Origin of the sequence: Xanthomonas sp. D-36-1, from assembly GCF_017746155.1 — a bacterium.
Taxonomy (GTDB): domain Bacteria; phylum Pseudomonadota; class Gammaproteobacteria; order Xanthomonadales; family Xanthomonadaceae; genus Xanthomonas; species Xanthomonas cissicola.
Genome location: NZ_JAGHWR010000012.1, coordinates 40,120 through 65,995 on the forward strand (window position 1 = coordinate 40,120; position 25,876 = coordinate 65,995).

Annotated in this window: 18 protein-coding genes, 1 tRNA gene and 1 pseudogene; 14 read left to right on the forward strand and 6 right to left on the reverse strand. The window is 64.4% G+C overall.

Annotated features, from left to right (window positions below; all coding sequences use genetic code 11):
• The first annotated feature begins 32 nt into the window (after positions 1-32).
• The 9 genes from J7367_RS04010 to rnt all read left to right on the forward strand — a co-directional run bounded on the left by J7367_RS04010 (position 33) and on the right by rnt (position 8,969).
• Positions 33-1,283 carry an OprO/OprP family phosphate-selective porin gene (locus tag J7367_RS04010; protein ID WP_003487161.1) on the forward strand — a complete coding sequence of 417 codons (1,251 nt, stop codon included), beginning with the start codon at positions 33-35 and terminating at the stop codon, positions 1,281-1,283.
• Positions 1,284-1,437: 154 nt separating this feature from the next.
• A complete protein-coding gene (gene pstS / locus J7367_RS04015) occupies positions 1,438-2,457 on the forward strand; it encodes a phosphate ABC transporter substrate-binding protein PstS (RefSeq protein ID WP_057660239.1) in 1,020 nt (339 codons plus the stop codon).
• Between the two features lie 347 nt (positions 2,458-2,804).
• Positions 2,805-3,902 carry a phosphate ABC transporter substrate-binding protein PstS gene (pstS, locus tag J7367_RS04020; RefSeq protein ID WP_057660240.1) on the forward strand — a complete coding sequence of 366 codons (1,098 nt, stop codon included), beginning with the start codon at positions 2,805-2,807 and terminating at the stop codon, positions 3,900-3,902.
• 112 nt (positions 3,903-4,014) lie between these two features.
• Complete coding sequence (gene pstC / locus J7367_RS04025; protein WP_007971998.1) at positions 4,015-4,989, forward strand: phosphate ABC transporter permease subunit PstC; 975 nt, start codon at positions 4,015-4,017, stop codon at positions 4,987-4,989.
• Entirely contained in the window at positions 4,989-5,858 is an 870-nt protein-coding gene (pstA, locus tag J7367_RS04030) for a phosphate ABC transporter permease PstA (RefSeq protein WP_005913799.1), read from the forward strand. Before pstC ends, pstA begins: the two co-directional genes overlap by 1 nt.
• Before the next feature lie 22 nt (positions 5,859-5,880).
• Positions 5,881-6,711: a phosphate ABC transporter ATP-binding protein PstB gene (pstB, locus tag J7367_RS04035; RefSeq protein WP_005913798.1), complete on the forward strand. Its 831-nt coding sequence runs from the start codon at positions 5,881-5,883 to the stop codon at positions 6,709-6,711.
• Between the two features lie 126 nt (positions 6,712-6,837).
• Positions 6,838-7,548 carry a phosphate signaling complex protein PhoU gene (gene phoU / locus J7367_RS04040; protein ID WP_003487149.1) on the forward strand — a complete coding sequence of 237 codons (711 nt, stop codon included), beginning with the start codon at positions 6,838-6,840 and terminating at the stop codon, positions 7,546-7,548.
• Positions 7,549-7,658: 110 nt separating this feature from the next.
• Positions 7,659-8,066: an RcnB family protein gene (locus J7367_RS04045; RefSeq protein ID WP_057660242.1), complete on the forward strand. Its 408-nt coding sequence runs from the start codon at positions 7,659-7,661 to the stop codon at positions 8,064-8,066.
• Between the two features lie 261 nt (positions 8,067-8,327).
• Positions 8,328-8,969, forward strand: coding sequence for a ribonuclease T (gene rnt / locus J7367_RS04050; protein ID WP_005913796.1), 642 nt, complete (start codon positions 8,328-8,330; stop codon positions 8,967-8,969).
• 247 nt (positions 8,970-9,216) lie between these two features.
• Here the strand turns inward: rnt and J7367_RS04055 are convergent, their stop codons facing one another.
• The 4 genes from J7367_RS04055 to rnr all read right to left on the reverse strand — a co-directional run bounded on the left by J7367_RS04055 (position 9,217) and on the right by rnr (position 16,863).
• Positions 9,217-12,252, reverse strand: a complete 3,036-nt coding sequence (locus J7367_RS04055) for a ligand-binding sensor domain-containing diguanylate cyclase (RefSeq protein ID WP_057660244.1) — start codon at positions 12,250-12,252, stop codon at positions 9,217-9,219.
• 264 nt (positions 12,253-12,516) lie between these two features.
• Positions 12,517-13,266 carry a 23S rRNA (guanosine(2251)-2'-O)-methyltransferase RlmB gene (gene rlmB, locus J7367_RS04060; RefSeq protein ID WP_007966215.1) on the reverse strand — a complete coding sequence of 250 codons (750 nt, stop codon included), beginning with the start codon at positions 13,264-13,266 and terminating at the stop codon, positions 12,517-12,519.
• A 313-nt stretch (positions 13,267-13,579) separates the two neighbouring features.
• Positions 13,580-14,053, reverse strand: coding sequence for a GFA family protein (locus J7367_RS04065; RefSeq protein ID WP_057660246.1), 474 nt, complete (start codon positions 14,051-14,053; stop codon positions 13,580-13,582).
• A gap of 281 nt (positions 14,054-14,334) precedes the next feature.
• Positions 14,335-16,863, reverse strand: coding sequence for a ribonuclease R (gene rnr, locus J7367_RS04070; RefSeq protein ID WP_057660248.1), 2,529 nt, complete (start codon positions 16,861-16,863; stop codon positions 14,335-14,337).
• 122 nt (positions 16,864-16,985) lie between these two features.
• Between rnr and J7367_RS04075 the strand changes: the two genes are divergently transcribed.
• Positions 16,986-17,072 (forward strand) — tRNA-Leu (locus tag J7367_RS04075).
• Between the two features lie 347 nt (positions 17,073-17,419).
• On the opposite strand, the gene J7367_RS04080 is transcribed toward J7367_RS04075, so the two are convergent.
• Both J7367_RS04080 and J7367_RS04095 read right to left on the reverse strand, forming a co-directional pair.
• The gene (locus J7367_RS04080; protein WP_176215003.1) at positions 17,420-18,943 is read right to left on the reverse strand and encodes a platelet-activating factor acetylhydrolase IB subunit; all 1,524 of its coding nucleotides are present in this window, start codon (positions 18,941-18,943) and stop codon (positions 17,420-17,422) included.
• Between the two features lie 468 nt (positions 18,944-19,411).
• The gene (locus tag J7367_RS04095; RefSeq protein ID WP_057660250.1) at positions 19,412-20,593 is read right to left on the reverse strand and encodes an acyl-CoA dehydrogenase family protein; all 1,182 of its coding nucleotides are present in this window, start codon (positions 20,591-20,593) and stop codon (positions 19,412-19,414) included.
• Between the two features lie 88 nt (positions 20,594-20,681).
• On the opposite strand from J7367_RS04095, the gene J7367_RS04100 reads away from it, so the two are divergent.
• From J7367_RS04100 to J7367_RS22445, 4 genes and pseudogenes are all read left to right on the forward strand, one after another.
• Positions 20,682-21,677 (forward strand): metalloregulator ArsR/SmtB family transcription factor, encoded by a 996-nt coding sequence (locus J7367_RS04100; RefSeq protein WP_057660252.1) that lies wholly within the window; start codon positions 20,682-20,684, stop codon positions 21,675-21,677.
• Complete coding sequence (locus tag J7367_RS04105) at positions 21,674-22,813, forward strand: homocysteine S-methyltransferase family protein (RefSeq protein ID WP_057660254.1); 1,140 nt, start codon at positions 21,674-21,676, stop codon at positions 22,811-22,813. The genes J7367_RS04100 and J7367_RS04105 overlap by 4 nt, the downstream gene beginning before the upstream one ends.
• 247 nt (positions 22,814-23,060) lie before the next feature.
• Positions 23,061-25,514: pseudogene (gene metH / locus J7367_RS04110) on the forward strand (methionine synthase); the annotation flags it as partial.
• Positions 25,504-25,815 carry a vitamin B12 dependent-methionine synthase activation domain-containing protein gene (locus J7367_RS22445; protein ID WP_254894396.1) on the forward strand — a complete coding sequence of 104 codons (312 nt, stop codon included), beginning with the start codon at positions 25,504-25,506 and terminating at the stop codon, positions 25,813-25,815. The pseudogene metH and the gene J7367_RS22445, both read left to right, overlap by 11 nt.
• Positions 25,816-25,876: the final 61 nt, after the last annotated feature.

Here is a 25,876-nt window from a genome sequence, read left to right on the forward strand (position 1 = left end):
CTGCGTCCACTTTCTCAGGTCGCAAGGCATCTATGAAACTCGCTCCCACCCTGCTTGGTTCCGCGCTGCTGCTGGCACTGGCCGCTCCTGCAGCACACGCCGAGATCGCCATCGATGTGATCGGCGGTTCGGAAATCTCGCTGGAAGGCCTGGTCCAGGCCGACGGCAACTGGTTCCACAACGATGTGCAGGACCTCAATGGTCCGATCGGCGCCAATGGCGACAATTCCGAATTCAGCATCCGGCGCGCCGAGCTGGTCCTCAAGGGCAAGGGCCCGGGCAACTTCGAATGGGTCGCCGGCTACGACCCGAGCGTGCTGAAGGAAGTCACCATCCGTGGCACCACCATTCGCAGCACCGGCCGGTTCCTGGACAACAACATCAAGTACAAGTTCGGCGGCAACGCGAACAATTACCTGCAGATCGGCCAGTTCAAGCAGCCCAACAGCCTGGAAGAACTGTCCAGCACCAAGAACAACGACTTCGTGTCGAAGGCGTCGGTGACGAACACCTATGGCATCTCGCGCCGCTTGGGCGTGGCCTATGGCATGGGCGACAATAACTGGAGCGTGACCGCCAGTGCATTCGGCCGCGAGCTGACCCGTAACCAGGCGCACGGCAACGGCTATGGCGCGCGTGGCACCTGGGCGCCGATCAACGAGACTGGCAACGTGCTGCACTTCGGCCTGAGCTACCTCGCCTACGACACCGACGACGACACCTTGCGCCTGCGCGCACGCCCCGACGCGGACCTGACCACGGTTCGCCTGATCGACAGCGGCGCCATCACCAATGTGGACAACGTCGGCGTGGCCGGTGCCGAGGCGATGTGGATCACCGGGCCGTTCAAGCTGCAGAGCGAGTACTTCCAGGAAAACGCCAACCGCATCGGTGCCAATGCGCATGACTACAAGAGCGACGGCTGGTACGTGAGCGGCGTCTGGAACCTCACCGGCGAAACCTGGGGCTACAAGGCTGGCGTGCCGACCACCCCGCTGCCCAACGAGCCGGCATCGGGCATGTGGCAGCTGGCGGTGCGCTACGACACCCTCGACCTCAACGATGGCCACCTGGTCGCCAATGGCAACACGCCGTTTGTCGATGGCGTGCTGGGCGGCAAGATGAACATCTGGACGGTCGGCGCGAACTGGTACTGGCGCTCCAATTTCAAGTTCGCGCTCGACTACGCCAAGGTCGACAGCACCCGGTACAACAGCAGCACGCGCGGTCTGGTCGACGACAATCCGTCGATCATCGAAGCACGCGCGCAGTTCTACTGGTAAGTGCGTCGCTGCCGCCACTTCCTACCGGCCCAAACATCCGACGGCGCAACGCCGTCATCGGCCTGTCATGTCCCAGACACCGCATGGTCATGCCGTTGCCCTGCAATGGCACCACGGCGGGACGTCCTCATCCCTTCGCTACAGGAGCTGTTCCGTGATCCACTCCTTCAAGACCCGTCTGGCCGTCGGCGTACTCGCCGCCTCGCTGGCACTGTGCGCCCAGGCTGCCGATGTCACCGGTGCCGGTGCGTCGTTCATCTACCCGGTGATGTCCAAGTGGTCGGCCGACTACAACGCCGCCAACAAGAAGCAGGTCAACTATCAATCGATCGGTTCTGGCGGCGGCATTGCCCAGATCAAGGCGGCCAGCGTGGACTTCGGCTCGTCCGACGCCCCGCTCAAGCCGGAAGAACTGGCCGCGGCCGGCCTGGCGCAGTTTCCCTCGGTGATCGGCGGCGTGGTGCCGGTGGTCAACGTGCCCGGCGTGGCGGCAGGCGCGCTGAAGCTGGACGGCAAGACCCTGGGCGACATCTTCCTGGGCAAGGTCAGCACCTGGAACGACCCGGCCATCGCCGCGCTCAACCCGGGCGTGAAACTGCCGGGAGGCAAGATCACCGTGGTGCACCGCTCCGACGGCTCGGGCACCAGCTTCAACTTCACCAACTACCTGTCCAAGGTCAATCCTGACTGGAAGAGCAAGGTTGGCGAAGGGACTGCCGTGCAGTGGCCGACCGGCATTGGCGGCAAGGGCAACGAGGGCGTGGCTGCCTACGTGAAGCAGATCAAGGGCGGCATCGGCTATGTCGAGCTGTCGTACGCGCTGCAGAACAAGATGGCCTACACCGCAATGAAGAACGCGGCCGGCAAGTTCGTGCAGCCGTCGGATGAAACCTTCGCCGCCGCTGCCAACAGCGCCGACTGGGGCACGGCCAAGGACTTTTATCTGGTGATGACCAACGCGGCCGGCGATAACGCCTGGCCGATCACGGCGACCAATTTCATTCTGGTGCAGAAAAAGCCGAAGAACCCGGCTGGCCTGAAGAACACGCTGGAATTCTTCCGCTGGGTCTACACCAAGGGCGATGCGCAGGCCAAACAGCTGGACTACGTGCCGCTGCCGGACACGCTGGTGACCCAGATCGAGGCGTACTGGGCCAAGAATCTGCCGCACTAATTACGGCGCAGGGCTCTGGTGTAGCGCCAAGGTGGGCAAGCCATGCTTGAAACGGCATGGGCGGTTATCTGGTCCATGCCGGCGACCTGCATGGCCGCCTGAAATGGCAACCAAGTGGCCCGCACCGAGGCTCGGCAGCAATCACGAAAACGCGTGACGGAACGACGCCGTCTCTCTCCCCGGCGTCGGCCCCGGGACGCGGATCCCGGAGGGTGCAACGCCCTCCGTGGTCCGCGTCTTTTTTTGTGATGCGTTGGCCAGAAGGCACTGTCATGCAGGTGTAACAAAAACATCATTTCATAGCGTGGCCTGCCGGAGACACCGGCCAATCCAGCCTCGGAGCTTCCATGAAATTGCAGTCGGCCAGCCTGACCGCCCTGTCCCTCACCATTGCCCTTGCCCTTGCCCTGGCCGCGTGCTCGCCCGGCAAGGACGCGCAGTCCGCGGACGCCGCAAAGGGCGCGCCGGCCGCAAGCGCCGCCGCCAGCGACAGCAAGGGCGCTGAAATTTCCGGCGCCGGTGCTTCCTTCATCTATCCGCTGGTGTCCAAGTGGTCGGCCGACTACAACGCCGCCACCGGCAACAAGGTCAACTACCAGTCGATCGGCTCCGGCGGCGGCATTGCGCAGATCAAGGCCGGCACGGTGGATTTCGGTTCGACCGACAAGCCGCTGGACAGCGCCGAACTGCAACAGGCTGGCCTGGGCCAGTTCCCGTCCGCCATCGGCGGCGTGGTGCCGGTGGTGAATCTGGAAGGCATCGCGCCGGGCAAGCTGCGCCTGACCGGCGCCCTGCTGGGCGACATCTTCCTGGGCAAGGTCACGATGTGGAACGACGCGGCCATTGTCGCGGCCAACCCGGGCGTGACCCTGCCCGCCACCAAGATCAACCTGGTGCATCGCTCGGATGGTTCGGGCACCACCTTCAACTTCTCCAACTACCTGTCCAAGGTCAGCCCGGAGTGGAAGAGCAAGGTCGGCGAAGGCACCTCGGTGCAGTGGCCGGGTGGCGTGGGCGGCAAGGGCAACGAGGGCGTGGCCTCGTACGTGCAGCAGATCAAGGGCTCGATCGGCTACGTCGAACTGGCCTATGCGCTGCAGAACAAGATGCCGTACACCTCGCTGCAGAACGCGGCCGGCCAGTGGATCGAGCCGAATGCGGAAAGCTTCGCCGCCGCCGCTGCCAGCGCCGACTGGGCCAACGCCCGTGACTTCAATCTGGTGATCACCAATGCGCCGGGCGAGAAGGCATGGCCGATCACCGCGACCAACTTCATGTTGATGCACAAGCAGCCCAAGGACGCCGCGCGCAGCAAGGCGACGCTGGACTTCTTCAAGTGGGCGCTGGAAAACGGCCAGGCCCAGGCCAGCGAATTGCACTACGTCCCGCTGCCGCCGGAACTGGTGAAGCAGATCGAAGCCTATTGGGGCAGCGAGTTCAAGTAATGCCTTGCACCCGCCCATGCGGCGGGCTGCGCTGCGGCGAGGTACCTGAAGGTGCCTCGCCGTTCCTGCTGTCTCACGCTCCCGCCGTTGCGCGGGTGACGAGTCCAATCGAATGAATGCCACCGCCATTCCCGAAGCGATGACCGCGCCACGCGGCCGCGACCTGCGCGACGCACGCGCCGATCGCCTGTTCAAGCTTGCGCTGGCCGCTACGGTCGTTTTCGTCCTGTTGGCGCTCGGCAGCGCGGCGCTGTCGATGCTGTGGGGCGGCCGCCATGCCTTGCAGACGCAGGGCCTGAGTTTCTTCTATTCGGCCGACTGGAATCCGGTCGAAAACAAATACGGTGCGCTGGCACCGATCTACGGCACCCTGGTCACCGCGGTCATCGCGATGCTGATTGCGGTGCCGGTGAGTTTCGGTATCGCGTTCTTTCTGACCGAGGTGGCGCCGCGCTGGCTGCGTGGCCCGGTCGGCACCGCCATCGAGCTGCTGGCCGGCATCCCGTCGATCATCTACGGCATGTGGGGCCTGTTCGTGCTGGTGCCGGTGATGACCGAGCACGTCACACCATGGCTCAACGATCATCTCGGCACGCTGCCGCTGATCGGCCCGTTGTTTCAGGGCCCGCCGTTGGGCATCGGCCTGCTGACCGCCGGCTTCGTGCTGGCAATCATGGTGATTCCCTTCATCTCCTCGGTGATGCGCGAAGTGTTTTTGACTGTGCCCACGCGCTTGAAGGAGTCGGCATACGCGCTGGGCTCCACCAAGTGGGAAGTGAGCTGGGACATCGTGCTGCCCTACACCCGCTCTGCGGTGATCGGCGGTGTGTTCCTGGGTCTGGGGCGTGCGCTGGGCGAAACCATGGCGGTGGCCTTCGTGGTCGGTAACACGGTGCGCCTGTCGCCGTCGCTGCTGGAGCCCGGCACCACCATCGCGGCGTTGATCGCCAACGATTTCGGCGAGGCCACTGAAACCTATCGGTCGGCATTGCTGCTGCTGGGCTTTGTGCTGTTCATCGTGACCTTCATCGTGCTGGCCATCGCGCGCTTCATGCTCATGCAGCTGTCGCGTCGGGAGGGCAACTGATGTCCGCCGCCTCGGTATCGCAATCGCTGTACAACCGCCGCCGGGTCACCAACGCCATTGCGTTGCTGCTCTCGTGCGTCACTGCGTTGTTTGGTCTGTTCTTCCTGGCCTGGATCCTGTGGACGCTGGTGTCCAAGGGCGTGCCGGGCATCGATCTCAACCTGTTTACCAAGATGACGCCGCCGCCGATGCAGGAAGGCGGCCTGCTCAACGCCTTCTTCGGCAGTGCGGTGATGTGCGGGCTGGCACTGGCGATCGGCACGCCGCTGGGCATCGCTGCAGGCACCTGGCTCGCCGAGTACGGCAACGCGCGCAAGGCCGGCGTGGTGGTGCGCTTCGTCAACGACATCCTGTTGTCGGCGCCCTCGATCGTGCTGGGCCTGTTCGTCTACACCTTGTACGTGATGCAGACCGGCGGGCGCTTTTCGGCATTCGCCGGTGCGCTGTCGCTGGCCTTCATCGTGCTGCCGGTTGTGGTGCGCACCACCGACGAAATGCTGCGGTTGGTGCCGGCGCAGATGCGAGAAGCGGCATTGTCGCTGGGCATTCCCCAGTGGAAAGTCACGGTGCAGGTGCTGTACCGCAGCGCATCGGCAGGCATCGTCACCGGCGTGCTGCTGGCGCTGGCGCGCATCAGCGGCGAGACCGCACCGCTGCTGTTCACCGCATTCGGCAACCAGTACTGGAACAGCAACATCTTCCAGCCAATGGCCAGCGTGCCGGTGATCATGAATCAATTCGCCGGCAGCCCGTACGACACCTGGCAGACGCTGGCCTGGGCCGGCGCGCTGGTGCTGACCGTGTTCGTGTTGCTGGTCAGCCTCGGCGCGCGCGCCCTGCTCTTGCGCAACAAGATCTCCAATGACTGACCTTTCCTTCCGGACACCCGACATGAACGATCTCCAAAACGCCAAGCCGATGCATCGCATCGCTGTCCCGGCCGCCACGGGGGCGCCGACGGCACAGGCGCCGGTGAAGGTGGCCGCACGCAATCTGGATTTCTATTACGACAAGTACCACGCGCTCAAGAGCATCAACATCGAGATCCCCGAAAAGCGCGTCACTGCGTTGATCGGTCCCTCCGGCTGCGGCAAGTCGACCTTGCTGCGCATCTTCAACCGCATCTACGCGCTGTATCCGAAGATGGAAGCGCGCGGCGAGGTGTTGCTGGACAACGAAAACATCCTGTCGCCGAAGTACCCGATGAACCGCCTGCGCAGCAAGGTGGGCATGGTGTTCCAGAAGCCGGTGCCGTTTCCGATGACCATCTTCGAAAACGTGGCCTACGGCATCCGCCACCACGAAAAACTGTCCAAGGCCGACATGCAGAACCGCGTCGAGCAGGCCTTGCGCCAGGGCGCGCTGTGGGACGAGGTGAAGGACAAGCTGGGGCAGAGCGCGCTGGGTCTTTCCGGTGGCCAGCAGCAGCGCCTGTGCATCGCACGTGCGGTAGCACTGCGCCCGGATGTGCTGTTGCTGGACGAACCGACGTCCGCACTGGACCCGATTTCCACCAGCCGGATCGAACAGTTGGTGGAAGAGCTCAAGCGCGACTACACCATCGTGATCGTCACCCACAACATGCAGCAGGCCGCGCGCGTGTCCGACTACACCGCCTTCATGTACCTGGGCGATCTGATCGAGCATGACCGCACCGAAACCATTTTTTCGCAGCCGTCCAAGCAACAGACCGAGGACTACATCACCGGCCGCTTCGGTTGATGTAAGGCGCGCCAGCAATGCCGCATTGACGCAGTTCCGCCGCACCGCCCGGCACGACATTTGCATCATGTGCCATGTCGCCAAGGTTACGGCGGACATCCACCACTGCCACGAATCGAGATCACGATGAACCAGCACCTCAACGACCATATCGTCAAAAGCTACGACGAGGAGCAGCACCGTCTCGTCGCCGAGATCGTGCGCATGGGCGAGACGGCGGTGGCGCAGCTGGAAGCCGCACTGGATGTGGTGGAGCGTCGCGATGACAATGCCGCGCACCGCATCGTGGTCAACGACGAGGCGATCGACGCGCTGGAGCACGCGATCAGCCACGACGTGATGCGACTTGCATTGCGCGGCCCGATGGCGCGCGATCTGCGCGAAATTCTTGCAGGCCTGCGGATTCCGGCCGATATCGAACGTATCGGCGATTACGCGGCCAACGTGGCCAAGCGCTCGATCGCGCTCAATTCCGCACCGCCGCTGCCGCAGACCGTGGGCCTGCGCGCGCTCGGCCAGATGGCGGCCGATGCGGTGCGAGAAGCCGTACAGGCATATCGCAACAAGGATGCCGATGCGGCGATCCGTGTCCGCGACGAAGATGCGCGCCTGGATGCGCAGTACACCGCGTTGTTTCGCGAGCTGCTCACCTACATGATGGAAGACCCGCGCAATATCACCCCGTGTACGCATCTGCTGTTCATGGCGAAGAATCTGGAACGCATTGGCGACCACGCCACCAACATCGCCGAGAACGTGTGGTTCCTAGTGCATGGCGAGCAACCCCTGCCTCCGCGCGTGAAGCGCGACGACACCAGCAGCACCGGCGTCGTCTAGACCGCGGCAGCGCTGCCGTGAGGCGCCGGAACGCCTTCTCATTACGTATTCAGCTTGAAACTTCTACCGTGCAGCTGCACAGGCATTTCCTGTGACCCAGGAGTCCGCTGATGAAACGCTTCGTTGGATCTTTCATGGCCTTGACGCTGCTGACCTCTGGCGCAGCGTTTGCAGCGCCGCAGCAGCACGACCTCGATCACGACCGTGACCGCAACGCGCAGCGTCACGACGACCATGGCCCTGACCGCCACGACGACCATCGCGACCGGAGGCATGACGACAGGCGCGACGATCGCCGCAAGGCGCATCACGACGATCACCGCGACGACCGGCGCGGCCCGCCGTATCGCCGCGGCGAGCGGCTGGCGCCGGACCATCGTGGCAGCCGCGTTGCCGACTACCACAAGCACCATCTCAAGCCGCCGCCGCGCGGACACGAATGGCGTCGCGTGGATAACACGTACGTGCTGATCGCAGTGGCCACCGGGTTGATCACCAGCGTCGTCGCTGGACACTAAGCGCTCGCGCTCACCGTGTCGTTAGTGAGGCCCGGTCCGTGGCAACGCGGATCGGGCTTCTTCTATTTTGGTGTGGGGGCGACCGACGCAGATGGTCCGCAGCCGCCCGGTTCGAAAAAAATGCTCGCCAACACGGGGCGGTCATGCGCGCCAACGGCATGGTGTTAGGTCATGCACCGGGTGATGCGGGCCACCGCCGCCACTGGTATGGATGTGCAAGCCTGCAGCCAAGGCAGAGCCCGGCGTGCGACCTGCTAGGCTATGCGGATGAACGAACCGGTCGATGCACAGCCTGCCCCCTCCTTTTTGCCGATGTCGCGCCGCTTTCGTGGCTATCTGCCCGTGGTGGTGGACGTAGAAACCGGCGGGTTCGACTGGAACAAGCACGCACTGCTGGAGATCGCTTGCGTGCCGATCGAAATGGGTGCCGACGGACGCTTCTTTCCCGGCGAGACCGCCAGCGCACACCTGGTGCCGGCGCCCGGGCTGGAGATCGACCCGAAGTCGCTGGAAATCACCGGTATCGTGCTCGACCATCCATTCCGATTCGCGAAGCAGGAAAAGGACGCGCTCGACCATGTGTTTGCGCCGGTGCGCGCAGCAGTGAAGAAATACGGCTGCCAGCGCGCAATCCTGGTCGGCCACAACGCGCATTTCGACCTGAATTTTCTCAACGCGGCCGTGGCGCGCGTGGGCCACAAACGCAACCCGTTTCATCCCTTCAGCGTATTCGACACGGTGACGTTGGCTGGCGTGGCCTACGGCCAGACCGTGCTGGCACGCGCCGCCCAGGCCGCAGGACTGGACTGGAATGCAGCCGACGCCCACAGCGCGGTCTACGACACCGAACAGACCGCACGCCTGTTCTGCAAGATCGCCAACGCCTGGCCCGGGCCGGTGTGAGGACGGGATTCGGGATTGGGCATTCGGGATTGGCAAAAGCGTCGTGGTTTCTGGATTGAAGCGGCCAATCGCGTACGTTTACCAAGCACGAGCCGCAACCGTCCTGATCACGACGCAGCACTGCTGCTTGCTGCCGTACCCTCATCCGCCCTTTTGGGCACCTTCTCCCGCAGGAGAAGGAACGCCTGCACTGCCGTTGCGAATCCCAAATCCCAAATCCCGAATCCCGAATCCCGAATCCCGGCGTCTAACCCACACAGATCCGGTCGCGCCCGGCGCTCTTGGCCTCGTACAAGGCGTGATCGGCGCGCTGCATCAGCGACGAGCCGGTGTCGTCGTCGCGCAGGGCGGCAACACCGGCGCTGAAGGTCACCTGCAAGCCCTCGACGCTGGCCCAGTTGTGACGGGCATGGAAGAGCGCGCGAATGCGCAGGCAAAGTGCCTGTGCCTCGTCCAGCGTGGTGTCGGCCAATAGCAGCGCGAATTCTTCGCCGCCCAGGCGTGCCGGCAGATCCGAGGCGCGCGCGGCCGCCGTGAGAAGCACCCCCACCTCGTGCAGGACCGCATCGCCGCTGGCGTGCGAATAATGGTCGTTGATGCGCTTGAAGTGATCGATATCCAGAATCGCCAGCACCAGCGGGCGCGCACTGCGCCGTGCACGGCTGATATCGCGCGCCAGCGCTTCGTCGAAATGACGACGGTTGGGTAGCCCGGTCAACGCATCTTCGTGCGCCTGGCGCTCGAACACATCGGACTTGATACGCAAACGCGTCAATAGCTCGCTCTTTTCCTGGTTGGCCTGCAGCAAGCGCTGCGCCTGCCGCTGCAGGTCCTCGGTGCGCTTGCGCACCAGCTCGGCCAGGCGCGCGTTGTGGGTCTTGTAGCGATGCAGCAATACGCGATACAGCAAGGCCAGCGACAAGAGCGTCCCCAGCGCCACGGCCAGGCGCACATCCTGCCGTTGCCACCACAGCGGCAATACCTCGAACGCCCACACCGCTTCGTGCGGACTCCATGCCCCACCCGGATGGCGCGCAGCCACGTGCAGACGATACCGGCCTGGCGGCAGGCCGATGAATTCCACGCTGCGCTGCCGGCCGCGCTCGGTCCAGCTAGTGTCCAGACCCTCCAGTCGGGTGCGGTACTCGATTCGCTCCGGCAGCAGAAAGCTCATGCCGACGTAGGACACGTTCAAGCGATGCCCGCCAGCCAGTTGTGCGCGCTGGCGCCCCACCAACGGCTGACCATCCTGCTGCACGTTCTCGATCACTGCCGGCGGCGGGCGACGTTCGCGAAAGCGCTGCAGGCGTGAGGGGTCGACCCTGCTCACACCGCCAGCTGTCACCACCCACACCGTGCCGTCGGCACGCCGCAGCAGGCTGGGGCCGGAACTGCCATTGGCTTGCGCATTGCCCATGCCATCGATCTCGCCATAGCGTTCGGTCGCGAGCGTGCCATGCCCGGCGGCAACGGCATTGAGGGTCTTGAGTTCGGTACGCAGCACACCGCGATTGCTGCTGATCCATGCATTGCCACGCCGGTCGTCGATGAGCTGGAACACCGTATCCACCGGCATGCCCTGCTCCAGACCCACGCGTGCAAGCACGCCATCGCGCTCGCGATACAGGCCGCGGTCGGTGGAGATCCACACATCGCGGCCGATGGTCTGAAAACCGAACACGCTGCGCGCGCCGCCCAGTTTTTCCAGATTCAACTGGCGCAGCTTGCCGTTGCTTAGCACTGCCGCACCATCGACCGAACCGATCCACAACGCACCATCGACGCTGGCCAATGCGGTCACCACGCTGGCAGGGAGGCCTTCGATCGCCAACGGCGCGCGCCTGCCATCCACTAGCTGCACCACGCCACGCTGGGTTGCCAGCCATACCGCATCGTGGTCGTCGATCACGATCGCGCGGATATGCCCGCCGGGAATGCCCTCGGCCTCGCCGTAATGGCGCAGCACGTGCCCAGCGCGCAACACGAAGACGCCATCGGCATAGGTGCCCACCCAAAGATCGCCGTGCCGGTCCAACGCCAGACTGAGCACCGAAAGGCGTCGCCCGGAGGGTGTGACCACCGGCACCGGTACGATGCGCCCGTCCGGCAGCATCCGGTCCAGGCCGACGGTTCCGGCGATCCATAGACTGCCGTCGCGGTCTTCCAACATGGCGCGGCTGTAGTCCCCGCTTAATCCATCGCGCTGGCTGTAGCTACTGAACAGGGTCTCGCGCAGCCGGAACAGACCGCCATTGGCGCCGACCCAGATACTGCCTTCGGCGTCCTCACGCAGGCTGACGATGCGTCCGGTCGGCAGGCTGCGACCGGCCGGCAGATGCTCCACGCCGTACGGCCCGATCCGCAGCAGCCCCTGGTTTTCGCTGCCCAGCCACAGATCGCCGTGGCGATCCTGCAGCATCGCGGTGAAGTGGCCCTGCCCCGGCACCCGATGCACCAGCTCGGCGCGCTCGCCCTGCAGGCGAAACAGCTGATCGCCCGCAACCACCCACACCGTGCCGTCCGTCGCGCGATACGGCCATGCCAACCCTGGTGGAAACCCGAATGCAGCCGGCGCGCGGTGCATGCGGCCATCCGGTTCGCGGTAGATCAATCCATCGAAGGTGCCGATCAACAAGCGCCCCCGCGCATCGAACACCATGCGCGGAAAGCTGCTCTGCAGCGGCGCGTCATCGTGCGGCGGGAAATAGTCGAAGCGCCCATCCGGCCACAGACAGCCCAGCCCATGCCCTTCGAACAATAGCCACATGCGGCCTTCAGCGTCCATGGTCATGGCATGGATCAACGCCTGCGGCCACTGCCCCTGCCGCTGCCACTGCCGCCATTGCCCATCGGCAGCATGCCGGACCAGGTTGCCGCGCGCATCGCTCAGCCACAGCGCGCCATCGCGATCTACGTAGAGTGCGCCGACGCCGTTATCGGGCAGCCCCGGGCGCGTGCTGCGGTCGATCACGCTGAATTCCAGCCCGTTGTAGCGCACCAGGCCTTCCCAGGTTGCGAACCACAGATACCCGTCGCGGGTCTGGGCGATGTCGCGCAAGGAGTTATGCGGCAGCCCATTGCGCGAACTCCAGCTATCGATGGCGTAATCGCGCAAGCGTGCCGTTCCGGCCGGTGAGGCAACCGCAACAAGCGAACACAGCGCCAACAGCAGGCAGGCGCCGACACCGAGCCAGCGCTGCTGCTGTCTACTTCTTCGTCGTGCTGACGCCTGGGCGCCGCAACTGCTCTCGCCTGTTTGCCAGGCGCCCACCCCATCGTTCATCACACACAACGCGCCGTTCGCTGGCGATATGGTAGGCAAAAACGCCGCGCGGCGTTCGACGATGGAAGCGCACGTCTGGAAAGCCTTGCTGCAACTCCCTGCGCGTGGGCCAGGCCACTGTCTGCGAGCTGCATCTGCGCGGAACATTGCGCAGATGCCCATCGGCAATGCCACGATCAAGAAGTGGAGCTGATGTGCATCGCGTGACGCGCGTACGATACCCAGGCCGGCACGCCCGCGCTCGCGCCTGATGCACGCGGGCCGTTACGCGCCCAGGCGCTGGCGCACGGCCTCGAACAAGGTCACACCGGTCGCGACCGACACATTGAGGCTTTCGATTTCACCGGGCATCGGGATCTTGACCAGGCCGTCGCAGTGCTCGCGGGTGAGACGGCGCAGGCCATCGGCCTCGCCACCCAGAACCAGCCCGACATTGCCGCGCAGATCCACGCTGTACAACGAAGCCTCTGCTTCGCCGGCCAAGCCATACAGCCACACACCCTGCTTCTGCAGATCGCGCAGGCAGCGCGCCAGGTTGGTCACCGCCACCACCGCAATACGGTCGGCGGCACCGGCGGAGGTCTTGCGCACGGTGGCGTTCACCGTGGCCGACTTGTCCTTGGGAATCACCACCGCAGTGACCCCGGCCGCTGCCGCACTGCGCAGGCACGCGCCAAGGTTGTGCGGGTCCTGCACGCCATCGAGGATCAGCACCAGCGCACGCCCTGCGGCGGCCTCGATCAGCCCTTCCAGCTCGTTCTCGGCCCACAGCCGCGCGGCGGCATAGCGCGCGGCCACGCCCTGATGGCGCACCTGCCCGCCCACACCGTCAAGCGCCTGGGTGTTGACCCGGCGCACGTCGATACCCTTGCGGCGTGCCTGTTCCTCGATCTCGGTCAGGCGCGGATTCTTGCTGCCGGCTTCGATCAACACCTCGCGCACGTTGTCGGCGTCGTTCTCGACGGACGAGGCGACAGCGTTGACGCCGACGATCCACTGGTTCTGCTTGCTCATTGCGCGGACATACGAAGAGGTAAAGAGGGAATGGTAGGGCCTGCGGCCTGTTACGTCACGGCCGGTGCATGGGAGCCCGGGCGATGCCAGCGAAGCGTTGCTGCAAGGGGCACCGGTGCTGGACGCGCAGCGCCCGGGGCCAATGGCACACCTGCAGTGAACGCATGCTGGCCGCGCACCCCATCGTGCCGATGGAAGCCTGCCAGATCGTGCACCAGCGCGTCTTACCGCGGCGAGTGACGGCCGCAGGCAAGTTGATACCGCCACTGCTCGCATGCCGCGATCAGCAGCGCAGTCAAACCAGGGCGATTTCTCACGCGGACCAATGCGCAGTGTCGTGATCCGGATGCTGCCGCGACACCACGCTGGCCAAAAACGCCTCCGCGGCGGCATCGTCTTCGGGTGGACGCGTGGGTAGCTGCGCCAAGCTATCGACGAAGGGCAGCTTACGATCCAACCCGTACTGGATATGCGGCGGCAACTGCTCCGGCGTGTCGAAGGCACCTGCTGCAACCGAGATCCCGTCGGGTGCCTCATAAGTCAATGGCGTGCCGCAATCGGCGCAAAACCCACGCTGCACGACCGTCGACGATGCAAAGCGCTTGGGCTCGCCACGGGTCCAGCGAAACTCGGTGCCTCGCACTGACACCAGCGGCGCATAATACGCGCCGAATGCTTTCTGACACATGCGGCAGTGGCAGATGGAAGCGTCCACCAACGCACCACGCACATGAAACCGCACCGCCCCGCACTGGCAGCCACCGCTGTATTCGCTTGAAGTGTCCATGCCCTGCTCCGCGTCAGTCTGTTACGGACACCATTGCAGACCCACACACCTGCAACGGCCCCACCTGCCTCTATAACAGCTAATAACACGACTGCGCTCACCGCCAAGCGGACGCGACTGGCAGCGGGAGTGGAAGTGGCCCGGAAACGCCGGCACGCTGCGATGCATCAGCGCCGTCTGCAGCCATCCGACGACTCTCGCTACAGTTTAGTGGCCGCTCTTGCCACCACTAGACGTGCTGCGGGCCGCCATTTCGGTCGCCCGCAGCATGGTCCTGCAGCTCAGTACGATTTCTTCTTGCGCTTGGTCGGCTTCTCGCGCGGCGGCAGCGGCGCTTCGGGCGCTCCGCCATTTTCTTCGGCCAGGCGGAAATCGATCTTGCGCTCTTCCATGCTGGCCTTGAGCACCAGCACGCGCACCGGGTCGCCGAGGCGGAACTCGCGGCCACGGCGCTCGCCGCTGAGCGTCTTACGAATCGGATCGAACTGGTAATAGTCCTGCGGCAGCTGCGTGACATGCACCAGGCCGTTGACCTTGGACTGTGTCAACTCTACGAACAGACCAAATCCCGTCACACCGCTGATCACGCCATCGAACTGGCCACCGACGTGCTTTTCCATCCAGGCGGCGCGATAGCGCTCGTCCACTTCACGTTCGGCTTCATCGGCACGCCGTCCGCGCTCGGAGCATTGCAGCGCCAGTGCCGCCATCTGACGCGGGGTATAGATGAATGTTTGCGGGCTGGCGCCGGTCAGTGCGTGCTTGATTGCGCGGTGTACCAACAGATCCGGGTAACGCCGAATCGGCGAGGTGAAATGCGCGTATGCCTCCAACGCCAGACCGAAATGGCCGTTGTTCTCCGGCGAATACACCGCCAGGCTCTGGCTGCGCAGCAACACCGATTCCAGCAACGCCGCATCCGGGCGGGCGCGCACTTTCTTCAGCAGCTTGGTGTAGTCGCCGGGTCGCACCTTGCTCCATGCCGGCAAGCTCAGCTGGAACTCCTTGAGGAACTCCAGCAGGTCTTCGTACTTGCTCTCCGGCGGGCGCTCATGCACACGGTAAGGCGCGGGCACATGCACGCTCAGCAGGTAGCGCGCCGCCTCGACGTTGGCGGCGATCATGCATTCTTCGATGAGCTTGTGGGCATCGTTGCGCACCAGCATGCCGGCCTGGGTGACTTCGCCGGTGTTGTCCAGCACGAAGCGCACTTCGGAGGTTTCGAACTCGATCGCGCCGCGCTGCGTGCGCGCCTTCGACAGCAGGTGATACAGCTGATGCAGGCGCTGCACTTGCGGCAGCAACGGACCGATGAAGGCCTTGGTATCCGCATCGTCTTCGCCCACCGCCTTCCAGACCTGGTTATAGGTCAGGCGTGCGTGCGAATTCATCACCGCTTCGTAAAAACGCGAGCCGGTCACTTCGCCATCGCGTCCCACCTGCATGTCGCAGACGAAACACATGCGGTCGACCTTGGGCATCAGCGAGCAGATGCCGTTGGACAGCGTCTCCGGCAGCATCGGCACCACGAACCCGGGGAAATACACCGAGGTGGCGCGATTTTGCGCTTCGTCGTCCAGCGGCGTCCCGGGACGCACATAGTTGGACACGTCGGCGATTGCCACCACCAGACGGAAGCCGTCGGCGTTGGGTTCGCAATACACGGCGTCGTCGAAATCCTTGGCATCTTCGCCATCGATGGTGACCAGTGGCATCTGCCGCAGGTCCACGCGCCCGCCGATCATCTGCGGCTCGACCACCAACGGCACGGCCGCCGCTTCGTCCAATACTTCTTGCGGAAATTCGTGCGGTAATTCATGGCCGTGGATGGCCATTTCCACGACCAGCGACGGCGCCAGCTTGTCGCCCAGCACCGCGATGATCTTGCCGATCGCCGGGCGGCGCGCGTCCGGCGGCGCGATCAGTTCGCAGACCACCAATTGGCCTTCGCGTGCCTCGCCGATACCGTCCGGGGCGATCTGCACATTGCGCTGGATGCGCTTGTCGTCGGGGTCGACGTAAGCCACGCCGTGCTCATAGAAGAAGCGCCCCAGCATGCGCGACATGCCACGCTCGAGCACGCGCGCAATGGCGCCTTCGCGACGGCCGCGGCGATCGATGCCGGTGACATTGGCGAGCGCGCGGTCGCCATGCATGACCTTGCGCATTTCGAACGGCGGCAGGAACAGGTCGTCGCCGCCCTCGTCGGGCTTGAGGAAACCAAACCCCTCCGGATTGGCGATGATCACGCCGGCAATCAGGCTGGTCTGCTGCACCGGCGCATAACCGCCGCGGCGGTTCTGCACCAGCTGTGCTTCGCGCACCATCGCGGCCAGGCGCTTGCCCAGTGCGTCGATGCGATCACTCAGATTGAGCTGCTCGGCAATTTCTTCGGCGGTCTGCGGACCGTCGCAGGCTTCCAGCAATTGCAGGATCGCCTCGCGGCTGGCGATCGGCTCGGCATACCGAAGAGCCTCGCGCTCGGCATGCGGATCCTTGAATTCGGCAGCCGCGGGCGCGGCGGTCTGGAAGCGTTCCGGCGGCGGCGCAGACGGGCCACTCTTGCGCGGATGCGGAGCGCGCGGCGCAGGCGGCGCGGTCGCCGGCTGTGGCGAGGCTTTGGAGGCGTTGGATGCTTTGTCGGCAGCGCGCTTGTTGGCGGACTTGGTCGATGCGCCGGCTGCGGCGCGGACCAGGAAGTCTGGCATCCAGCCCGGCAACTTCTGCTGTTCGGCAGTGCTGGAATCGCCTGCGCCGGTGGATTTGCGGCGACTCGGCCGATCGGAATCTGGGTTTTTTTTCTTTGTCATTGCTTATATGGTACTGCGTGGCGCGGCGAGATGGGCACCAAGGCCGGCGCGACCGCCGACGACTGCCGCATAAAAACCCATTGACAAGCCTGCCGGGAGCCTGCAAAATTCGCGGCTCACCTGCCCAGGTGGCGGAATTGGTAGACGCACTAGCTTCAGGTGCTAGCGGGGGCAACTTCGTGGAGGTTCGAGTCCTCTTCTGGGCACCAGTTTAAAAAGACCTCCGAGCAATCGGGGGTCTTCTGGTTTCTGCGGTTCGAAAATGCAGTGCTCTGCACTCGATCGCCGTGCCGAGTCCTGCCGGCACCTCGACCCGGGCTCGCTTTCCTGGCGCCGGACGCGGCAGACCAGGTCATGCCGGGCCTTGCCTGACGCAGAGAGCCTCGCTTGCGCCCGTCGGCCGTCATCACGCTCCACGCGGGAATGTGGGCTCGCGCAATGCTGAAAGACCAAGCGCGACTGTCGGCACGCACGACGCAGCAGCGCGCGGGCGGCCCCATTGCCACGCTCACCAGCCGCGCGCGCCTTTCGGCGAACGCGCTCGCGTGCCGCCCCGTTACGGCGCAGCGGTAATTCCTGCCTCGCGTAGCGCCTGTGCCCAGATGCGGTAGCCGGACTCGCTGGGATGGGTGCCATCGGGCATCAGCGCTTCGGGCAGCGTGCCGTCGGGCTGCAGCAGCTTGGGACCGAGATCGACCAACTGCACCGCCGGATCCTTGGCATAGCGCGCGACCAGCAACCGGTTTGTCTCGGCGATCGGCGCGCGCCGCGCATCGTCGGGGTTGCGGCCGCGCGGCATGATCGCCATCAGGATCAGCTTGCTGTTGGGCAGGCGGCGGCGCACCTCGCTCACCACCGCCTGCACACCCAACGCCGCTTCAGCCGGGGTGCTGGCGCGCGATTGCGCCGTGCCGCTGAGATTGTTGGTGCCGATATGCAGCACCACCCAGCGCGGGTCCAGACCATCGAGTTCGCCCTGGCGGATGCGCCACAGCACATTTTGCGTGCGGTCCCAGCCGAAGCCCAGATTCAGTACCGGCCGCGTGCCATACAACCATTGCCACGATTCGGGGCCACTGACGCGCGTGGCCTGCGGCGGCCCAGACCAGAAATGGGTGATCGAGTCGCCGATCATCACTACCTCCGGCTTCAGGCTGCGCGCGATGGCCAGCGCTGCGTGGTGGCGCGCGTACCAGTCGTAGGAATCCTGCTCCAGCCAGTCGACCGGCATCAGCGAGGTCGCCGCGTCACGGCCGAGTTCGGCCACCGGCTTGACCGGCGGCTCGCCCAGCAGCCGCGCGAGCGTTGGCTCGATCGCTTCGGCCAGCATGCGCTGCCCCCGCGTGTCCGGATGCAAGGCACCGGCCGCCGGACGGAACCGGGTGTCGTAAAACAGCTCGGTGCGCAGCTTGCCTTCGCGCTGGAAGACCGAGCTCACATCCAGATAGGTCACGCGTGGGTTGTCGCCGTAACGCACGGCCAGGCCCTGATTGATCTGCGCATCGCGCCGCGATTTTTCGCTGGAGAGATCGCTGGGCAACACACTCAGCAGCAGGATGTGGGTGCGCGGCAGCTTCTGCTCGATCGCTGCGACCACCGCATCGATACCGAGCTGGGTCTGTTCGGCGGTTTGACCGAGGTGGCCGGTGTTATTGGTGCCGATCAGCACCAGCGCGACCTTCGACTGCAGCCCGTCGACTTCGCCATTGGCCAGCCGCCACAGCACGTTTTCGGTGCCGTCGCCGCTGAAACCCAGGTTGAGTGCGCCGCGGCTTCCGTAGAAGGTTCGCCAGGTCGGCTGGAAGTCTTCATCCGGCGCCTTGGCTTTCTCGTAGTTTTGGGTGATCGAATCGCCGATCAGCAGCAACTTGGTATCCGGGTGCTGCTTGACCTGCTCCAGCACCTGCGCATGCCGCTGCGCCCACCACGCTTCTTGCAGACGGTCAGTCGGCACGATCGAAGGCGGCGAGGCCTGCGCGCCTGCCGCCGTGCAGAACAGCAGCAGCCCCCAGCACCACAGGGCATGTGCAAGGCCGGAGCGTGAAACACGGGACGAAGCAGCGTGCGAAGACCGGGACATGCGCGCACCAGACACAGGAGAAGCGTCGATTGTGGTCCGCGCATGCAACGCAGGACAAGCGTTGGCGTAGCCGCCCCTGGTGATCACAACGCACTGCAGCGAGCGCTCCGACCTTGCCGCGTCGCTGCGGCCGAGAGCGCTCCAGCGTCGCCGCGCGTAGCGGCAGCGCTGGAGCACGGCAAGACCTCAGCGCAAGCCAGTTTCGCCACGCGCAATCACCAGGCGCTGGATTTCCGAAGTCCCCTCGTAGATCTCGGTGATCTTGGCGTCGCGGAGAGCGCTCCAGCGTTGCCGCACGCAGCGGCAGTGCTGGAGCGCGGCAAGACCTCAGCGCAAGCCAGTTTCGCCGCGCGCAATCACCAGGCGCTGGATTTCGGAAGTCCCCTCGTAGATCTCGGTGATCTTGGCGTCGCGAAGAGCGCTCCAGCGTTGCCGCGCGTAGCGGCAGCGCTGGAGCGCGGCAAGACCTCAGCGCAAGCCGGTCTCACCACGCGCAATCACCAGGCGCTGGATTTCCGAGGTGCCCTCGTAGATCTCGGTGATCTTGGCGTCGCGAAAGTAGCGCTCCAGCGGCATTTCCTTCGAATACCCCATGCCGCCATGAATTTGCACGGCCTGATGGGTGATCCACATCGCCGCCTCGGATGCAGTGAGCTTGGCTACTGCCGCTTCGGTGCCGAACTTCTGCCCCTGCCCCTTCAACCACGCCGCGCGCAACGTCAGCAGCAGCGCTGCATCCAGCTTGCACTTCATGTCGGCGATCTTGGCCTGGGTCATCTGGAACGTGCCGATCGCCGCGCCGAATGCCTTGCGCTCCTTGACGTAGGCCAGCGTGGCCTCATACGCCGCGCGTGCAATCCCGACCGCTTGCGAGGCAATACCAATACGCCCGGCATTCAGAACGCTCATCGCAGTCTTGAAGCCCTCGCCTTCCACGCCCAGCACCTCGTCGGGCTGCGCAACGTAATCGGCAAACTCGATTTCGCAGGTGGCCGAGGCACGGATGCCGAGCTTGGGCTCGGTCTTGCCGCGATGAAAACCGGCGCGGTCGGTATCGACCATGAAGGCGGTGATTCCGCGCGAGCCCTTGTCCGGCTCGGTCACCGCAAACAGGACGATGTACTTGGCGACCGGGCCGGAGGTAATCCAGCTCTTCTTGCCGTTGATGACGAAGCTGCCATCGGCCTGCTTGACGGCGCGGCAGCGCATTGCCGAGGCATCCGAGCCGGACTGCGGCTCGGTCAGCGCGAACGCACCGATGTGCGTACCTTCGGCGATCGCGCGCACGTAGAGCTGCTTCTGCGCTTCGCTGCCGTTCTTCAGAATACCGGTGCAAAACAGCGAGTTGTTGACCGAAACGATGGTGGAATGCGCACCGTCGGCCGCGGCGATTTCGATCATCGCCAGCGCATAGCTGATCGGGTCCATGCCGGCGCCGCCGTATTCGACCGGCACCTCGATGCCCATCAGGCCGTTTTCGCCCAACAGGCGGATATTTTCGAGCGGGAATTCGCCGCTACGGTCGAATTGCTCGGCGCTGGGCGCGATTTTTTCCTGCGCGATGCGGCGCGCCACATCCTGGATCATCAATTGTTCTTCGGTGAAGCTGAAATCCACGTCGCACCCCTTCAGGCCTGAGCTGAGCCCCATTGTAGCGCCAACCATTCGCATGCGTATGTAGTTGACCGCACCTGTCGCCGGGTCGAAAATATCTCCATATCGCGATATAGAGATATTCATGGATCTGGAAGACTGGTCGGCACGCCTGAAGGTATTCGCCGACGCCACCCGAGTCCGCCTGCTGGCCTTGCTGGAGCAGGAAGAACTCACCGTGGCCGAGCTGTCGGCCATCACCCGGCTGGCGCAGCCACGGGTGTCCACGCACCTGGCCAAACTCAAGGAAGCCGGGCTGGTCCGCGACCGCCGCGCCGGGGTGTCGGCGTATTACCGCTTCGACGAAGTGTCGCTGGACCCGGCGCAACGGGCGCTGTGGCTGGCACTGAGCACCGGCAGCGACGACCCATTGCTGCGCCAGGATGCCGAGCGCGTGGCCGCCGTGTTGGCCAACCGTGCCGCGGATCAGAACTGGGCCGATTCGGTGGCCGGCGACATGGAGCGGCATTACTCGCCGGGACGCACCTGGGAAGCCCTGGCGCGCACCGCCCTGCCCCTGCTGGAAACCGGCGACGTGCTCGATATCGCGTCCGGCGACGGCGTGCTGGCCGAACTGGTGGCACCGCACGCCACCCGCTACATCTGCATCGACACCAGCGCGCGCGTGGTTGCGGCCGCCAGCGAGCGCCTGCGCAAACTACGCAACGTGGAAGTGCGCGAAGGCGATATGCATGCGCTGCCATTCCCCGATGCCAGCTTCGACCTGGTGGTGCTGATGCATGCGCTGACCTACGCGGCCAAACCGGCGCAGGCGGTGGCCGAATCGGCGCGCGTGCTGCGCCCGGGCGGCCGCCTGCTGCTGTGCAGCCTGGCCAAGCACGAACATCGCGCCGCGGTGCATGCGTACGGCCACGTCAATCTGGGCTTTGCTGCCAAGGAATTGCGCAAGTTCGTTGAAAAAGCCGGGCTGGACGTCTCCAGCCTGGAGACGGTGACGCGCGAAAAACGCCCGCCCCATTTCGAAGTGATCTCGCTGATTGCGGTGAAGCCGGGAATGGCGAATCTGGATTCGGGATTAGTGGAAAACAAAGACACTGCTGCGCGGAGAACCGGACCATGACGCTCGTGCGAATCCCCGATCCCGAATCCCCAATTCAATTTGCATTGCCGTGGCTGCATCCAGAACGCGCAGCCAAGCTCACTGCCGCGCTTGCCGAGCGCATCCTCATCATCGATGGGGCGATGGGCACCATGATCCAGCGCCACGATCTGCAGGAGCCCGATTACCGCGGCACCCGCTTTGCCGACGGCTACGACAGTGCGCACGTGCACGGCCCCGGTTGCGACCACGCGCACGTACCGCAGGGCCACGACCTGAAGGGCAACAACGATCTGCTGCTGTTGACCCGTCCGGAAATCATTGCCGGCATTCATCGTGCCTACCTGGAGGCAGGTGCCGATCTCCTGGAAACCAATACCTTCAACGCCACATCAGTGAGCCAGGCCGACTATCACCTGGAACATCTGGTGTACGAGTTGAACAAGGCCGGCGCACAGGTCGCGCGCGCCTGTTGCGACGACGTCGAGGCGTTGACCCCGCACAAGCCGCGCTTTGTGATCGGCGTGCTTGGCCCCACCAGCCGTACTGCCTCGATCAGTCCGGACGTCAACGACCCGGGCTACCGCAACACCAGTTTCGATGCGTTGCGCGCAACCTATCGCGAGGCGATCGAGGGCCTGATCGATGGCGGCGCGGATACGCTGATGGTGGAAACCATCTTCGACACGCTCAACGCCAAGGCCGCGCTGTATGCGATCGAAGAGGTCTTCGACGCGCGCGGCGGGCGTTTGCCGGTGATGGTCTCCGGCACCATCACCGATGCATCCGGTCGCACCTTGTCCGGACAGACTGCCGAAGCGTTTTATGCATCCGTCGCGCACGGCCGGCCGTTGTCGATCGGCCTGAATTGCGCGCTCGGCGCCAGGGATTTGCGCCCGCATGTGGAAACGTTGGCGCAGATCGCCGACGCCTATGTCAGCGCGCATCCGAATGCTGGATTGCCGAATGCCTTCGGCGAATACGACGAGACGCCGGAAGAAATGGCGCAGACGCTACGCGAATTCGCACAGGCCGGCCTGCTCAATCTGGTCGGCGGCTGCTGCGGCACCTCGCCCGACCATATCCGCGCCATTGCCGAGGCGGTCGCGGACCTGCCGCCGCGGCAATTGCCTGGCGCACAAGAGCTGGCGGCGTGATGCGTCAGGCTGCCCCTCATCCGCTCTTCGGGCACCTTCTCCCGCTGGCGGGAGAAGGACAGCGCGGCGCTTGGATTGCCACAAGGACGCGCCGTGCGCAACGCACCGCCCTTCTCCCGTCTGCGGGAGAAGGTGGCGCGAAGCGCCGGATGAGGGCGGCATGGCACCACGCCCCAGCGCCGGGCCGTGAACACTCACTCACCACGACCGATCGCGCCGTCAGCGTCGCCTTCCAGCAGAGCCTTGCATGAGCACTCCCCGTTACACCCGCTTGTCCGGCCTTGAGCCGCTGGTCATTACGCCGGACCTGTTGTTCGTCAACGTCGGCGAGCGCACCAACGTCACCGGCAGTGCGCAGTTCCGCAAGCTGATCAAGGAGGAGCGCTACGAGGAAGCGGTGGAGGTCGCGCGTCAGCAGGTGGACAGCGGTGCGCAGATCCTCGACGTCAACATGGATGAAGGCCTGATCGATTCGGAGAAGGCAATGACGCGCTTTCTCAACCTGATCATGTCCGAGCCGGATATCGCGCGCATTCCGGTGATGGTGGATTCGTCCAAGTGGAGTGTCATCGAAGCGGGATTGAAGTGCCTGCAAGGCAAGAGCGTGGTAAATTCCATCTCGCTCAAGGAAGGCGAAGCGGTGTTCATCGAACACGCACGCAAGGTGTTGCGCTACGGCGCCGCCGCGGTGGTGATGGCCTTCGACGAAGCGGGCCAGGCCGACACCTGCGCACGCAAGGTCGAGATCTGCACGCGCGCCTACAAGCTGCTGACCGAGCAGGTGGGCTTTCCGCCGGAAGACATCATCTTCGACCCGAACATCTTTGCCGTGGCCACCGGCATCGAAGAGCACGACAACTACGCGGTGGACTTCATCCAAGCCACTCGCATCATCAAGGACACGCTGCCGCACTGCCATGTGTCCGGCGGCGTTTCCAATGTCTCGTTCTCGTTCCGCGGCAACGAAGCCGTACGCCAGGCAATCCACTCGGTGTTCCTGTTCCATGCGATCAAGGCCGGTATGGACATGGGCATCGTCAACGCCGGCGGCATGCCGATCTACGACGAGCTGGACCCGGAACTGCGCGAACGCGTGGAGGACGTGATCCTCAACCGGCGCCGTGACGGCACCGAACGTCTGCTGGAAATCGCCGAGCGCTACAAGGGCACCAAGGGCGCGGCAAAAGTCGAAGACCTGGCCTGGCGCGACAAGCCGGTACGCGCGCGCCTGGCGCATGCGCTGGTGCATGGCATCGACGCATTCGTGGAAACCGATACCGAAGAAGCGCGCCAACATTCCACACGCCCTCTGGACGTGATCGAAGGCCCGCTGATGGACGGCATGAACGTGGTGGGCGATTTGTTCGGCGCCGGCAAGATGTTTTTGCCGCAGGTGGTCAAGTCCGCGCGCGTGATGAAAAAAGCGGTGGCGTATCTGCTGCCCTTCATCGAAGCGGAAAAACTGCGCACCGGCGATGTCGGCAAGTCCAACGGCAAGATCATCATGGCCACCGTCAAGGGCGACGTGCACGACATCGGCAAGAACATCGTCGGCGTGGTATTGGCCTGCAACAACTTCGATGTGGTGGATCTGGGCGTGATGGTCTCCGCGCAGGTGATCCTGGATCGCGCACGCGAAGAAAACGCGGATCTGATCGGGCTGTCCGGCCTCATCACGCCATCTCTGGAAGAAATGTCGCATGTGGCGCGCGAGATGCAGCGGCAGGGCTTTGACATTCCGTTGTTGATTGGCGGCGCAACCACCTCGCGCGCGCACACCGCGCTGAAGATCGACCCGCACTACACCGCGCCCACCGTGTGGGTGAAGGACGCCTCGCGTGCCGTGGGCGTGGCGCAGTCGCTGATCTCGCGCGACCTGCGCCAGGCCTTCGTCGCCGCCAACGATGCCGATTACGCAGAAATCCGCGCGCGCCACCGTAATCGCGACGATGCCAAGCGCTTGGTGTCGCTCGAAAAAGCGCGTGCGCAACGCTTCGACGGCGATTGGGGCACCTACACGCCACCGGCCCCACGCCAGCCAGGCATCCACGTCTTCGACGACTACCCGTTGCAGGAGCTGATCGAACTCATCGACTGGACGCCGTTCTTCCAGGCATGGGAACTGGCCGGCAAGTTTCCCGCGATTCTCAGCGACGACATCGTCGGCACCCAGGCCAGCGAGCTGTATCGTGACGCACGCCGCATGCTCAAGCGCATCGTCGAAGAGAAGTGGTTGACGGCCAAGGCCGTGTTCGGGCTGTGGCCGGCAAATAGCGTTGGGGATGATGTTGAGGTGGTCCTGACGGACCACCGGGATTCGGAAGTCGAGATTGGAGATTGGCAGAAGCAGAGCCAATCCCGAATTTCCAATCCCCAATCCCGGCAACTCCTGCACTTCTTGCGCCAACAAGTCGACAAGCCCATCGACCGCCCGGATTTCTGCTTGGCCGATTTCATCGCTCCAAAAAGCAGCGGCAGGCAGGACTGGATCGGCGCCTTCGCGGTCACTGCCGGCATCGGTATCGATGCGCATGTGGCTCGCTTCGAAGCCGCGCATGACGACTACAATTCCATCCTGCTCAAGGCTCTGGCCGACCGTCTGGCAGAGGCGCTGGCCGAGCGCCTGCATCAGCGCGTGCGCACCGAGTTCTGGGGGTTATGTCGAGGACGAAGCGTTGGACAACGAAGCCTTGATCGCCGAGCGCTATCGCGGCATTCGCCCGGCACCCGGTTACCCGGCCTGCCCCGAACACAGCGAAAAACGTACCTTGTTCGATCTGCTCGATGCCGAGGGCAACGTCGACATGTCGCTGACCGAAAGCTTCGCGATGCTGCCCACTGCCGCGGTCTCGGGGTATTACTTCAGCCACCCCAAGAGCCAGTACTTCGTGGTCGGGCGACTGAGCAAGGAACAGGTGGCCGATTATGCAAAGCGCAAGGGCATCACGCTGGCACTGGCCGAGCGTTGGCTGGCATCGAATCTGGATTACGACCCGGAGTAAGGGCATCTGCAGACCGCAGATATCGTAGGAGCGCACCCGGGCGCGACGAGGCTTTCCCGGT